The following is a 12,860-nucleotide window of genomic DNA, read 5'->3' on the forward strand; positions in this document are numbered from 1 at the left end:
GTGGTTATCGGCACTATCTACCGGAGCAGGTCAAGCGGTTGCGCTTCATCAAGAGGGCGCAGGCGCTGGGGTTCACGCTGGATGAGGTGGGCATACTGCTGAAACTGGATGCGGCTTGCACTTGCCGCGAGACCCGGGCACTGGCCGTGCACAAGCTGGCCCTGATCGAGCTAAAGATGGCTGACCTTGCCGCACTGCGGCAGGTACTGGGCGGACTGGTTCAGGAGTGCGATGCAGGCGCCGGCGGGGCCGCTTGCCCTATCATCGATGTGCTGAACAGGGAGTAATGCCTGGTTGCAGGGCATCATGCACAAGTGTCAGGCCAGCAACCCGTGCAGTGCAATCGTAAGGCCGCTTGCCAGCGGTCAGGAATGACCGTTTCCGGCCTCTTTTTGCCTGTCGCGAGGGGCTGCTTGCGACCCTGAGCGGCCTGTCATGTCAGGCATCAATCGGTAAAAAAACAGTCACTCCCTTATAGTTACACACCTATTATGACCGGTGATTGAGCTACTCGGCCTTTTTACCGGAGGTCACGAGTTCAATCGGATCCGTTATGTAGAACAAACAGGTAGATATGCAGGGTGAGGTTCAATCTGCCTGGACCGATCAACTAAGATTTTTCGCTGGCGGATCACGTTGAGGGTAAACATGCGGAGCCTCGATTCTCTCCTTGAGCTTGGCAGCAAAGTCGTGAGCACTTTTTTCATGCCGAAACTGAACTCGTCTGATGCCAAAACATACAGACCAAAGAGCTTCGCTTTGACTGGATAGGTACTCGATTTTCACTGACATGATCATGTCTCCAGGGCGTGATCCAAGGGTTAAAAGTGGATTTCAGCGGTCTTGAGGCCCAAGTCTCGAAGCTCGGCGATCAGGTCATCCAGATGACCGAAAGACTCGACTTCCTCGTTGTCATCAACCAGGAAATAACTTCTCCCGGCGTCCTTCTTGAAGAACACGATCCACTCCTTGGGGTTGGTCGGGTTTGCGATCACATGGGTGTCAAAGGTCACGCCTTCGGCGTGTTTGCTTTTCACAGTTTTACGATTCATGTCAGTCACCACGCTACACGCGCTCTCAAGATTCTCTATTTGCAGTGCATGCCCGCCCAGCTCCATCTGAACTTTCTCTATAAACATTTCCAGCCGCCGGAAGCGGTGGATCAAGGGCATTTCAATTATCACTGTATGTTAATATTATGCACATGCATCCACTGAGGAGCTAGCCATGATTGCGATAGGTGAGGCATGGAAGGCAGGGTTGTTGGGGCGAGAGCATTGGCTCCGCAATTTGGTGTCTGGCGTGATCGTCGGGGTCGTGGCGCTCCCCCTTGCAATGGCGTTTGCCATTGCATCTGGCGTCAAGCCTGAGCAAGGCATCTACACCGCAATCATCGGTGGTCTGCTGGTTTCACTCTTTGGCGGAAGCCGCTTGCAGATTGCCGGGCCGACAGGTGCGTTCATCGTGATTCTGGCGGGGGTCACGGCCAAGCATGGTGTTGACGGTCTGCAAATCGCCACGATGATGGCGGGGGCCATGTTGTTATTGCTGGGGATGGCCCGGCTCGGTGCAATCATCAAGTTTATCCCCGATCCGGTGATCGTCGGATTCACCGCAGGCATCGGCGTGATCATCTGGGTCGGACAGTGGAAAGACTTTTTCGGTTTACCGAAGATCAGTGGAGAGCATTTCCATGAAAAGTTCTGGCATTTGCTCCAGGCGCTCCCGGATCTTCATATGGCCACGACCCTGCTGGCTGTACTTAGTCTTTTCCTGGTAATCACTGCTTCCAAAATTCCCGGACTCAAACGGGTACCTGGCCCATTAGTCGCAATGGCGGTAGCTACGGCGATTCAGTCAACCTTTCATTTCGAGGGGGTAGCCACGATTGGCAGCGCATTTGGTGGCATACCTCAAGGCCTTCCAGCGTTGAGCCTGCCTGAAATCACGCTGTCTCGCGTCATCGACTTGATCGGTCCGGCGTTCACTATCGCCATGCTTGGAGCGATCGAATCGCTGCTGTCCGCAATGGTGGCCGATGGCATGGCAGGCACTAAGCACGATTCCAATCAGGAGCTGATCGGTCAGGGAGTGGCTAATCTGGTCACGCCATTGTTTGGCGGTTTCGCAGCTACCGGAGCCATTGCCCGTACTGCAACCAATATCCGTAACGGCGGCACGAGCCCGTTGGCCGGCATTACGCACGCGGTCACGTTGGTGCTTATTATTCTGTTTCTGGCACCTCTGGCCTCAAACATCCCACTGTGCGCCCTGGCCGCCATTCTTTTCGTGGTCGCGTACAACATGAGCGAGTTGAAGCACTTCAAACGCATGGTCCAGCGGGCCCCTCGCGCAGACGTAGCTATTCTGCTCATCACTTTCAGTCTCACAGTGTTCAGTGACTTGGTGATCGCTGTGAATATCGGCGTCATCCTTGCGATGCTGCACTTCATGCGCCGCATGGCCTCATCTGTTGAGGTACAACAGGTAGTCGAGCACGAGCTTGAAGTAGAGTTGAGGGCCAATGGGCACACTCGCCTGCCGCCAGGGACATTGATTTATACGATTGAAGGGCCATTGTTCTTTGGCGCGGCTGAGACCTTCGAGCGAGTCTTGGCACAGACCCATACCGATCCACGTCTGCTGATTATTCGCTTGAAGCGTGTACCGTTTATGGATATCACTGGCTTGCAGGTGCTGGAGGAGGTCATTCAGCAACTGCACAAGCGCAATATCGTGGTGAAACTCTGCGAAGCGAACACGAAGGTGCTCAACAAGCTCGAAAGGGTGGGTATCTTGCAAGAAATCGGCACGGAGCATTACCACGCCGACTTCAACACCGCGCTGGCTAAAGCGGTCAGCCTCGCAGAGGGTCCGTCGACCCTTTAGAGGCTTGCTGCCCGTGTCAGGTTATGACTTGGTACTGGCGGCATGCTTGCTTTTGGTCGAATAGGTGGCACCGTGGGTGTCCAGGTAGTCACGAATCAGTTGACGGACCACCTGAGAAGGCGTCAGGTCTTGTGCTGCACAGAGTTCCTCGAAGGCTTTTTTCTTGACGGGATCAATGAGCACAGTGAGGCGCGCAGTCTTGCTTTCCATGGGGTATTCAATCGCTCAAGTCGCTAGATGTTAATCAAATTGTAATTGCCTTGTCCGGTGCTGTCACTGTACTGCGCGTTACTTCGACTTTACTCACAAGAAAATATTTGGCTCTCACGGTGGGTGATGAGTCGGATCTGCTTCGACTCCGCGTGGATAATCCCCATCCGCGAGGAAGGGAGCAAATTTATTCTAAGCTAGCCGACTGCCTGCAACGGGTAGACTGTGGGCAGTCACGAGCGACCGGATATGGCCGTTATCAGCCTGATGTAGATGCAGTAAGCCATAGAGAAAAGATGGGTTGAGAGAGCCTGGTGGTACAAAATTGGTACGAGCGGAATTGAAAACTGGCGTAACCCGTTGTCCTGATGCCCAAAGCCCCCCAGTTAATTATGTGGGGCGCACAACATCAAAGGTGAATCGCCGCCGCGGTCCGAAAAAGAAACCGCGGCGACCGATCGATCAGGCTGTGGGGAGCAGGCCTTTCTGTTTGGCGACATGAGTCGCCAGTGCGTCCATCAAGTCCGGGGACAGGCAGTCATAGGGCTCCAGGCCGATCGAGCGCAGGCGCTCGCGGATAGCCTTCATCTGCGTTGGCGGTGTGCCGGTTTCGATGATGGAGGACACGAACGCCGCGAATCCCGACGCAGCCCATCCGCTCTGGGGCGAAAGCTCGGTGCGACCGCTCGGGTACCCAGATCAAGAATGGTCTGCGATGACGCCTCGAGCGCGGCTAGGTCCGCGCACGGGCGAGTGTGCCGAATTCAAATGGAATCCACACACGCCCAAGGTTTTTCAGGAATGTGGAGATCGAGTAACGCCCAATACTGTGTTGCAAAGCCAGGTATCGGTGCTGACGCTTTCAGCGACTTCGAGACGATGGTCAGGGCAGAGGTTGGAGGCTGGTTTTGAAGGTAGTGACCACACGGTTACGGCCTTCGTGTTTAGCGTGATACAGGCGTTGATCGGCTGTACGCAGAATTGCCTCGATGGTGTCGCCATCGCGACCGGATTGCGATACGCCGATGCTCACTGTGACCACGGTTGACCGCTGCAGGCCATGAAAAGAACTGTTTGCAACGGTGCTTCGCAGACGCTCAGCGATTTCGTGCGCGCCTTCAAGTGAAGTCTGAGGTAGCAGTATCATGAATTCTTCTCCGCCCACTCGGGCTACACCGTCATACGGCCGGATCGAATCGAGGCATTTCTCCACGAAACTCTTCAGGATGTCATCGCCAACCTGATGCCCGAAGCGATCGTTGATGGACTTGAAATTATCCAGATCGAGTGCCAACACGGAGAACGGCGCACCGCCGCGTTTGGTCCGGCCAATTTCGGCTTCGACCCGCTCCATGAACCGACGCCGATTATCAGCGCCTGTCAGTGGATCGGTCGCCGCAAGGTGCCCGAGTTCTTGATTGGTGCGCTGGAGTTCCTGCAGGGCGCTCTCGGTATACGCCATCGCTTCGGCAAGACGCACCATCAACTCCTCCTGGCTGTAAATCTTCGAAAACGACCGCGTGGTGAGGAACGCTTGCACTACCCCATAGCTCAACATGAAAAATCCACCGGCGAAGATCGCGTGAGCGAGCCACCACATATGGTTCCACGGACGTGCAAGGATGAAGGCAAGAGAGGACAGCGCGAACGCGGTGACCGAGATGATGAAAATTGTCATCAGCGGCGATCGGATACGACGCAGCAGGAGTATTGTCACGGTCAATGTGGAAAGAACGAGGGCACCACCCTCCATCGAGAGGCGCACCGCGAGATCGCCGGCGATCGGCGAATTCGCGACGTACGCCACTGCCACGTCAACCACCAGGAACACTCCTATCCAGGTCAACCACGGGCGGGCCTTCATTCGTTGGTCCGCGGCATCAGGTGGGCGGTGGTACGACAGCAATCCGACTAACAGCAAAATCGACATGACCAGTCGAGAGGCTGGTCCATAAAGCAGGAAGAGCCAGATATTGTGGTGTGCTTGCCCGGTGAACGCACCATGCAACGCGTAGATCAGTACAAAACCGAGAAATCCAAGCGTCATCCATCGCAGCAGCGGATCTCCCGATGACTGATAGCAGCGCCACGTTACGTAAGTAACAAACGAGCCTGCCAAGGTGGCTGTCGTGATCGCAATTACATGGAACAGGTGATTCTCGAATAAAAGCGTGGGGTCCTGGAAAAAGTATAAGTAGCCAATCAGATAGGCCGGAACACACGCAAACCCTGCGAGCAGCAAGTAGGCGTAAACCTTGACCATGAGGCGAACGGCTTCAGGTGGCTCGTCGGTGGCGATGAGATTACTCATGGTTCCCTCCAGTCTTGAATCCATATAGCCAACACCGGTCCGGTGTTGGCGCCGCCTGCATGCCAGCGGTCCCTCGTATCACTACGCCAATATGGGATGAACCGTTCTATGGCATTTCAATTATGGATAAAAATTTAACTTTCTGATCAGAGTTTTTTCAGGAAGTCCAGTAGCAGCTCATTGACCTCTGTCGCGCGCTCTTGCTGTATCCAGTGGCCGGCACCTTCAAGGATATGACAGCCGCGCAGGCCCGGCAGTGTCTGCGCGAAGGCTTCGATCTGCCGCGGGGAGCCCGCAAACCTCAGCACGGCGTCGCGGCTCCCGGCAATGAACATCGACGGCTGCCGGATAATGCAATCGCGCCAAGGTGTCAGCAGTGCCCATGAGCGCGTCATGTTGCGGTACCAGTTCAAGCCACCGTGAAATCCGCTGCGGGTGAATTCACGGGTGTAGTAGGCAATATCCTCGAGGCTTAGCCAGGCTGGCAGGGTTTCGGGCTCGATCATCCCTCCCAGGAAGCCCTGGCCCGGCTGCAGTCGGCCGAACACCGGCCCATCGGGCCCGTCACCCGAGCCACTGAAGTAGATGCGTCGGATCGATGACTCGACGTCCCTTTCCAGCTCGGCCTCGGCCACACCCGGCGCCTGGAAATACTGGATGTAGAAGTCGCTGATACCCCGCGAGGCAAGCGCGCTCAGGAGCTCCACGCGCGCCGGTGGCGAGAAGGGAACACTCATGCCGACCACTGCGCGGAACAGATCGGGTCGCATCAATGCTGCGCTCCAGGCCACCTGCGCGCCCCAGTCATGGCCGACGATCACGGCTTGCTGTTCGCCAAGAGCGTTGACCAACTCGACCATGTCACCTACCAGGTGGAGCGTGGTGTAGGCGTCGGGTTCGGCCGGCGCATCTGTGCCGCCATAGCCGCGCATGTCGGGCGCTACCGCTCTGTAGCCGGCGGCCGCCAGCGCAGCAAGCTGGTTGCGCCACGAGTACCACAGCTCCGGAAAACCGTGGCATAGCAGGACCAGCGGGCCGCAACCTTGCGTTGCAATCTGCATGCGGATGCCATTGATGTCGAGCAGTTCGAGGTGTGGCTCGTTCATATGCGCTTCCTGCGATTCAAGGGATGGCCCCCAGCAACCGCGGCAGATTCGCCGCTGCCTGCTGCCTGCTGACAGAGAGGCGATGCAGCTGTACCAGTTTCTCTGTGTCGGTTTCTTGCAAGCCGCTGACCACCGCCGTCATAAAGTACAAACGCGACTGCCTGATCCAGCGGGCCAGGCCTTCATGTTCTCCCCAGCGTAGTTGGTTACCCAGGTAGACCGCCCACATTCTGATCCAGTCCGTGGGAACGTGAGGCGGGGGGACCATCGTGCAAAGCGCGTTCATTTGCGTTTGATCGGCCAGATGGCTTTCCACATAAGCGATCAAGGCCGCGCTGAACAAGGGTTGGCAGCTGCTTACCATCAACAGGTTGATCTTGCTTCCGTCGAACACCTTCATTTCAGGCAGTGACGGGATGGCACTGGCGCTGCAGTCAATGTGCAGGGCATCTGGGCTCGTGGCGATGCTGCCTTGCTCGAGCACGATGCGCGTTGACTCGAGCACTCGCACCCGCCCCAGGCGCACAATGTTGTCGATGCGTCGAAGCTCACGTAACTCCGCCTGTGTGACGGTGGCGCAGCGGTAAGCAGTGGGTTCGACGGACTTGTCCAGGCGCAGGAGCTGGCCCGCCGCCTCAAGCCTGGAGAACAGGTCCGGGATCGAGTCTGCGGCTGCGATGGCCTCAAATTGTGCCGTGAGGCCGCCGATTGTTCGTTCGAAGCCATCGAGACCGGGTTGCAAGTTGGCCCGGTCGATCAACCACGGATCGTTCGGCATGATCCAGCAGATAGCTGCGGGCGCAACACCGTTTTGCAGCAACCACAGGCAAGCGTCGATCCCGGTCTTGCCCGATCCCACCACTACGTAGCCAGAGTGTGGGTGCTGGATCTTCGGCAGGTCGTTCAGTGGCACGCACTGCACGCCGGGCTCCACCCTGTACCTGGGCAGGTGGGTCGAGGGAACTGCTGTCTGGGCATGGGTGGCGTCCACCACCTTTTTGTACACCCGAACCTGATGGTTTACGCCGCTGACGAGCGAGGTAAACCGGTGGTCGTCAATGCGGTCGCCGGTGTAGTTGCACATGGGGAAGTAACGGATCCGACCTGACGGCAGAAACTGCTGATTCATCACCTGGTCGAAGTAGCTCACCACCTCGGCGCCGGAGGCTAGTTCATACAAGCCCTCGTTCAGTGCCGTCGTGTCTTTCGTTCCGCTGCCCAGTTCCCGCGAATTGACGCCATAGAAGGCCGAGGGCTGGTGCAAACGGACAAAGGGGTAGGCATCATTCCAGTGCCCGCCAGGTCGACCGTGTCGATCCACCATCACGATGCGTGCATTCGTTTCCTTGAGTAGCGTATCGACGAAGGCCATGGCCATCGCGCCAGCACCGATGATCAGGTAGTCGGTTTCGATCGGATTTGCGTCCATATGGTTGCACCTTCCTGGAGGTTGCCCCTCCTTAACCTCCGAAGATTAGCCACCAATGCCGCGCGCAATAGAACGAATGCTCCTCACCCACATAACCAATGGAGTTAATGGCTGCAGCCTGAATGTCCATACTCAAGTCGGTATGCGCGAAGAAACATCCAACTACACGGCCTCCAATTGGATCAAAGCCAATACAGGAGAGCAATGGTATACAACCAGCCGATGCAGAGGGTGATAGTCAGGTAGACAATCACGAGCATCAGGGAGCGACTCCACATGATACTTACCTCCCATAACCACGGTTTGAGGCGCTTCAGGGGCGTCTGACAAACCGAATAAACACAGGTCAATCCGTACTACAGCATCCGCGCTGCTCCTGAATCGGCGGGCACTTCACCGTGCCGAATGAACAGAACACACAGCAGTCACCGGGGTTCGGGCGTAGCAGGGTTTTGCAACTGCCACATTCGTAGAAAAACTGACAGGCATCCGTGGGCATGGCTTCCTGCTTGGCGAAACCGCAATGCGGGCAGGTCAACACGGATTCGAGGATGACGGCGCTCATGGTTGCCTCATTTATGCACGGTGGAGGGATAACCCGCCTTCGTCGTCGCCTTGGTCAACGCCTCAGGCCCCGCCGATCTGTTGAGCCATCGTTTTCTCCATTGAATCGATCTAACCCAGGGTCACTTTACACTCCGTACCTGGGTACAGAATCAAGAGGCGTGTGATGGCGACCGGGCTGAGTATCGGCAAGTTGGCGGCAGCTGCCGGGGTGAACATCGAGACTATTCGCTATTACCAGCGACGCGGCTTGCTGGATGAACCGCCAAAGCCGCTCAGTGGTTATCGGCACTATCTACCGGAGCAGGTCAAGCGGTTGCGCTTCATCAAGAGGGCGCAGGCGCTGGGGTTCACGCTGGATGAGGTGGGCATACTGCTGAAACTGGATGCGGCTTGCACTTGCCGCGAGACTCGGGCACTGGCCGTGCACAAGCTGGCCCTGATCGAGCAAAAGATGGCTGACCTTGCCGCACTGCGGCAGGTACTGGGCGGACTGGTGCAGGAGTGCGATGCAGGCGACGGCGGGGCCGCTTGCCCTATCATCGATGTGCTGAACAGGGAGTAATGCCTGGTTGCAGGGCATCATGCACAGGTGTCAGGCCAGCAACCCGTGCAGTGCAATCGTAAGGCCGCTTGCTAGCGGTCAGGAATGACCGTTTCCGGCCTCTTTTTGCCTGTCGCGAGGGGCTGCTTGCGACCCATATCTGCCGGTCAACACGGGCAGAAATCGGCCATAAGCAACCATCGATGCTTTTAGAGAAGCAGGGCCAATTCAGCCTCTCCGAAAATCATCTTTTCTAAGGGCATGCGACCTGATGACTATCTGAACCACTAGGGCGAGTGTCATCTGCCTCCTCATCACTTGAAAATTTTTCATCAGCGTACTTCCAAAATTCTCGCCTGACATCCACAAAGGCAATGACGATCTTGACTCCGATGTGCAGGAAATACAACGCGTAAACGCTTCTGAACACTGTCAAACCCAACTGCTGGAGTGCCTTTGCCATGGTCCCTCCTTTATTTGAACTTACTTACACTGGGCGTTATTGTTCGGCATTCTGCGGAATGATCGGCTGGGTTCCGCTTGCGCGAACAAGAAGGAACCCGCGCGTTTGGCGAGAGTCAGGATCAACTGTATTCATTGCGTTCCAAAGCTCCTGCACAGGAATCCAGGTATAGGGATACTTGGTCGCAGCAACATCCATGACCAGCAAGCGATCTGTTTCAGCGCTATATGCACCTACAGGAGAAATATGCCCCATGCCTTCTTCCTCAAGGGTGGTACGATCGAAGTTCACAATGAGAAACTCTGAAGGTTCGCTAAGCGTGGCACGCGCCATGTTGCGAAACGACTCAACGTTGGACTGCACTGCGTGTATGGTTCGGACTTGTAATCCATGAACTTTAATAATTTCGGCGAGTTGCTCCAGAGTGAGACCAGCAAAGGAAACCGCGATTTCACTTCGAACGGCGGAGGCCGCAGGTGTGAATAGAGTTGACTGTGTAACGGGAGGTTGAGGATGGAGGATCGCGTTGATCACGATGGTGGCGCTCGCAACGCCGCAAAACGCCCTCCGAGACTGTTGTACAAAGTAAGGCGCCAGTTGGTCGAAATCAGCTCTTGCCGAAGCAGTGGCAAGCAAATGCTTGCCTTCAATTGATGTTGCATCGATCAGTGTGTGGGACAGAGATAAGCGATCAAGGGTAGGAGTAGAAAATCCGTACCACGCTATGCCTGATAGGCCCATTGTAAGTAGGCTTGCGACTGCAATCGCGACGCGTCTCAACCACTGTTTCAATTGATCCTCCTTTTCCAAATGTTCATCAAATGGGATGAAACGCGCAGAAGATTGAAACGCTCCAATTTAACACGGATGCTTGCCTCACGCGGAGCCTGATCGCCGTTGGTCTAATGTCGGCTATGGAGAAAATTTTTAACTGACTGCTTATGGCCGTTTTCTGCCTGTCATACCTGACGGGATTGGATCGTTCTTTACCTGTCAAAGTTAATGTCCGAGCCTTGGAAAGGCGCGTCGGTGGGCAAGTGAAGGAGGGGGGGCGTTCAATACTTCGCCATTCCTGGTTGGGGTTGGTGCTGATAAATGCATAACTCAGGTAGTCCGCAGCTTCTCCAAGGAATGTCATTGGCTGCGCGTCGATCCGAGTGCGGGTAATCGGCCAAGCTCTGTTGAAGGCTTTTAGGGTATGGAATGCAGCGTTTGGCTATCCATGGATATTCGGACTGCGTCATGACGCCAGAACTCGCGATCGCAATCAAGAATCTGTCCATGCTGATCATAGTTGACGCGAATTATCATTAACAGCGGACTGCCTTCTGGCAGATTGAGATAGTTCGCCACGCTGGCCTGCGCCGCGGTCGGGTAAATATCAAAAGTGGCGCGGCCGCAATGGATGTCATAGTGTTTTCGGTAAATCAATGTCAGCGACTGAGTCAGGTCCAGTTTCAATATGTCCGGGAAAAATTCTGGTTTCAGATAATGTTCTACAAACATCACGGGGCGCCCATCGACTGAGCGTAGACGGCGTATACAGTGCAGCATGCTTAACGGCAGCACCGCCAACTTCAGGCATAACTCCGGGCTCGCCAATTCCGTACTGGTGGAAATGACCTGTGTGAGTGCCTTGCGCCCCTGACTTTCGACCATCTGGTGGAACAGCGAATTTGTGAAGGGGTTGTACACCAGTCGGGGTGGGGTAACAAACCAGCCGCGCCTGCTTTCCCGATAGATCGATCCTTCCGCTTCCATTCTTTGCAGGGCTTCTCTGAGCGTGATGCGGGTTGTGGAAAACAGGTCGCTGAGCTCTCGTTCGGGAGGGAGCTTGCTACCGGACGCCAGAGTGCCATTGATGATTTGCGTTGCCAGGGCGTGATAGATGGTGGCAGCTTGGGTGGTTATTTTTTCTGTCACGGTGATGGTCTGGATGATTTTTGAGCGCTGATATTATCCCAGTTCATCATTTCATTACCTTTACGAGACTCAACTGTCTCTCTTCGGGCACACCTCGCCCACTGTCCCTTTGACGATTGATCACCCGGAGCGGGTGCTCAGACCTTCGTTGTTTCTGGTCGTGCCGGGCGCGTGAATGAGCGTGGCATCGACAGACATTCCTTGGCGCAACGACAGCCCTGTTCTATCCCGGCCAGGTGTTTAACGCCTATTCAATTGCATTAGGGGGCTGAGTCGGAGCGTCTCAAGTGTCACATTTCGGTCATTTCTTATGGGTAGCATCCAGTTTCCGCCCAAATCTGGTCTATACCACACGGCTATCCCATGAAAAAAATACTGATTACGAGTTTGCTTGCAGGTGCCTTGTCGATTGCAGTTTCCAGTGCGTACGCGCAGTCGGAGCTGGATGCTTTAGTCGCCGCAGCCAAAAAAGAAGGCGCGGTCAATAGTTTGGGCATGCCGGATAACTGGGCAAACTGGAAAGATACCTGGGCTCAGATCACGCAAACATATGGCCTGGTACATCAGGACACCGACATGAGTTCGGGGCAGGAAATCGCAAAATTCGAAGCTGAAAAATCGAACGCATCAGGCGATATCGGTGACGTTGGCCAATCTTTTGGCCCGATTGCCGTCAGGAAGGGCGTTACCCAGGCCTACAAGCCGACCACCTGGGACGAAATTCCGGCTTGGGCCAAGGACGCAGACGGTCATTGGATGGTGGCTTACAGCGGGACCATTTCCTTCATCAGCAACAACAAGCTGGTCAAAAATCCGCCTAAGAACTGGGGCGATTTGCTCAAAGGCAACTACAAGGTGACGGTTGGCGAAGTGGGCGTCTCGGCGCAAGCCAATAGCGCTCTGCTGGCAGCGGCGATTGCCAATGGCGGCAACGAAAAGAACTTGCAACCTGCGTATCAGTTATTTGCAGAGTTGGCTAAACAAGGGCGGCTCTCCATGACCGATGCGAATATCGCCAACATGGAAAAAGGTGAAGTGGAAGTTGCCCTGTTATGGGACTTCACGTCATTGAGCTATCGCGACAAGATCGATCCATCCCAGTTCACGGTATCCATTCCCACTGACGGTAGTGTGAGTGCCGGTTATTCAACCCTCATCAACAAATACGCACAGCATCCGAACGCCGCCAAGCTGTCGCGTGAATACATCTTCAGCGATGCAGGCCAGATTAACCTGGCGCGTGGTTATGCGCGTCCGATTCGCAACAACGTCGTCCTGCCACAGGATGTAAAGGACAAGATGCTGTCGGCTGAACAGTATCGCAACGCCAAACCGATCCAGGATTTCGCGGCTTGGGAGACGACCACCAAGGCCATACCGCGGCAGTGGCAAGAGCAAGTCATGATTTATAACAAGTAACT

Annotated in this window: 13 protein-coding genes and 1 pseudogene; 4 read left to right on the plus strand and 10 right to left on the minus strand. The window is 55.5% G+C overall.

Annotated features, from left to right (window positions below; all coding sequences use genetic code 11):
• On the plus strand, positions 1–287 hold a 287-nt coding region (locus KGA96_RS24640), incomplete at its 5' end, for a MerR family DNA-binding protein (RefSeq protein ID WP_223515196.1).
• A gap of 534 nt (positions 288–821) precedes the next feature.
• Here the strand turns inward: KGA96_RS24640 and KGA96_RS24645 are convergent.
• On the minus strand, positions 822–1,052 hold the full coding sequence (locus tag KGA96_RS24645; RefSeq protein WP_046043128.1) for a hypothetical protein: 231 nt from the start codon (positions 1,050–1,052) through the stop codon (positions 822–824).
• A gap of 175 nt (positions 1,053–1,227) precedes the next feature.
• Here KGA96_RS24645 and KGA96_RS24650 point away from each other — a divergent pair, with 175 nt between their 5' ends.
• Positions 1,228–2,889 carry a SulP family inorganic anion transporter gene (locus tag KGA96_RS24650; RefSeq protein WP_046043118.1) on the plus strand — a complete coding sequence of 554 codons (1,662 nt, stop codon included), beginning with the start codon at positions 1,228–1,230 and terminating at the stop codon, positions 2,887–2,889.
• A gap of 21 nt (positions 2,890–2,910) precedes the next feature.
• On the opposite strand, the gene KGA96_RS24655 is transcribed toward KGA96_RS24650, so the two are convergent.
• The 6 genes and pseudogenes from KGA96_RS24655 to KGA96_RS24680 form a co-directional block, all read right to left on the minus strand.
• Complete coding sequence (locus tag KGA96_RS24655; protein ID WP_046043116.1) at positions 2,911–3,099, minus strand: ribbon-helix-helix protein, CopG family; 189 nt, start codon at positions 3,097–3,099, stop codon at positions 2,911–2,913.
• A 462-nt stretch (positions 3,100–3,561) separates the two neighbouring features.
• Positions 3,562–3,777, minus strand: a pseudogene (locus KGA96_RS24660) (glutathione-dependent formaldehyde-activating protein); the annotation flags it as partial.
• Positions 3,778–3,982: 205 nt separating this feature from the next.
• Positions 3,983–5,410 (minus strand): GGDEF domain-containing protein, encoded by a 1,428-nt coding sequence (locus KGA96_RS24665; RefSeq protein WP_046043115.1) that lies wholly within the window; start codon positions 5,408–5,410, stop codon positions 3,983–3,985.
• A gap of 146 nt (positions 5,411–5,556) precedes the next feature.
• Entirely contained in the window at positions 5,557–6,516 is a 960-nt protein-coding gene (locus KGA96_RS24670; protein ID WP_223466427.1) for an alpha/beta fold hydrolase, read from the minus strand.
• A 16-nt stretch (positions 6,517–6,532) separates the two neighbouring features.
• Positions 6,533–7,945 (minus strand): NAD(P)/FAD-dependent oxidoreductase, encoded by a 1,413-nt coding sequence (locus KGA96_RS24675; protein WP_223466426.1) that lies wholly within the window; start codon positions 7,943–7,945, stop codon positions 6,533–6,535.
• Between the two features lie 346 nt (positions 7,946–8,291).
• Positions 8,292–8,510, minus strand: a complete 219-nt coding sequence (locus tag KGA96_RS24680) for a GDCCVxC domain-containing (seleno)protein (RefSeq protein WP_046043110.1) — start codon at positions 8,508–8,510, stop codon at positions 8,292–8,294.
• A gap of 165 nt (positions 8,511–8,675) precedes the next feature.
• Here KGA96_RS24680 and merR point away from each other — a divergent pair, with 165 nt between their 5' ends.
• Entirely contained in the window at positions 8,676–9,074 is a 399-nt protein-coding gene (merR, locus tag KGA96_RS24685) for an Hg(II)-responsive transcriptional regulator (protein WP_223515199.1), read from the plus strand.
• Positions 9,075–9,306: 232 nt separating this feature from the next.
• Here merR and KGA96_RS24690 read toward each other — a convergent pair whose 3' ends face one another.
• From KGA96_RS24690 to KGA96_RS24700, 3 genes are all read right to left on the minus strand, one after another.
• Complete coding sequence (locus KGA96_RS24690; protein WP_223515202.1) at positions 9,307–9,516, minus strand: hypothetical protein; 210 nt, start codon at positions 9,514–9,516, stop codon at positions 9,307–9,309.
• Positions 9,517–9,552: 36 nt separating this feature from the next.
• Positions 9,553–10,308, minus strand: a complete 756-nt coding sequence (locus KGA96_RS24695; RefSeq protein WP_223515204.1) for a phytochelatin synthase family protein — start codon at positions 10,306–10,308, stop codon at positions 9,553–9,555.
• A 399-nt stretch (positions 10,309–10,707) separates the two neighbouring features.
• Complete coding sequence (locus KGA96_RS24700; RefSeq protein WP_223515207.1) at positions 10,708–11,439, minus strand: UTRA domain-containing protein; 732 nt, start codon at positions 11,437–11,439, stop codon at positions 10,708–10,710.
• A 363-nt stretch (positions 11,440–11,802) separates the two neighbouring features.
• Here KGA96_RS24700 and KGA96_RS24705 point away from each other — a divergent pair, with 363 nt between their 5' ends.
• Complete coding sequence (locus tag KGA96_RS24705) at positions 11,803–12,858, plus strand: ABC transporter substrate-binding protein (protein ID WP_223515209.1); 1,056 nt, start codon at positions 11,803–11,805, stop codon at positions 12,856–12,858.
• Positions 12,859–12,860: the final 2 nt, after the last annotated feature.

The organism is Pseudomonas sp. GL-R-26 (genome assembly GCF_019947365.1).
Classification (GTDB): domain Bacteria; phylum Pseudomonadota; class Gammaproteobacteria; order Pseudomonadales; family Pseudomonadaceae; genus Aquipseudomonas.

Coding starts and splice junctions, on each gene's coding strand:
- KGA96_RS24645 (WP_046043128.1), bottom strand. CDS start 1,052: ATGAATCGTAAAACTGTGAAAAGCAAACACGCCGAAGGCGTGACCTTT.
- KGA96_RS24650 (WP_046043118.1), top strand. CDS start 1,228: ATGATTGCGATAGGTGAGGCATGGAAGGCAGGGTTGTTGGGGCGAGAG.
- KGA96_RS24655 (WP_046043116.1), bottom strand. CDS start 3,099: ATGGAAAGCAAGACTGCGCGCCTCACTGTGCTCATTGATCCCGTCAAG.
- KGA96_RS24665 (WP_046043115.1), bottom strand. CDS start 5,410: ATGAGTAATCTCATCGCCACCGACGAGCCACCTGAAGCCGTTCGCCTC.
- KGA96_RS24670 (WP_223466427.1), bottom strand. CDS start 6,516: ATGAACGAGCCACACCTCGAACTGCTCGACATCAATGGCATCCGCATG.
- KGA96_RS24675 (WP_223466426.1), bottom strand. CDS start 7,945: ATGGACGCAAATCCGATCGAAACCGACTACCTGATCATCGGTGCTGGC.
- KGA96_RS24680 (WP_046043110.1), bottom strand. CDS start 8,510: ATGAGCGCCGTCATCCTCGAATCCGTGTTGACCTGCCCGCATTGCGGT.
- merR (WP_223515199.1), top strand. CDS start 8,676: ATGGCGACCGGGCTGAGTATCGGCAAGTTGGCGGCAGCTGCCGGGGTG.
- KGA96_RS24690 (WP_223515202.1), bottom strand. CDS start 9,516: ATGGCAAAGGCACTCCAGCAGTTGGGTTTGACAGTGTTCAGAAGCGTT.
- KGA96_RS24705 (WP_223515209.1), top strand. CDS start 11,803: ATGAAAAAAATACTGATTACGAGTTTGCTTGCAGGTGCCTTGTCGATT.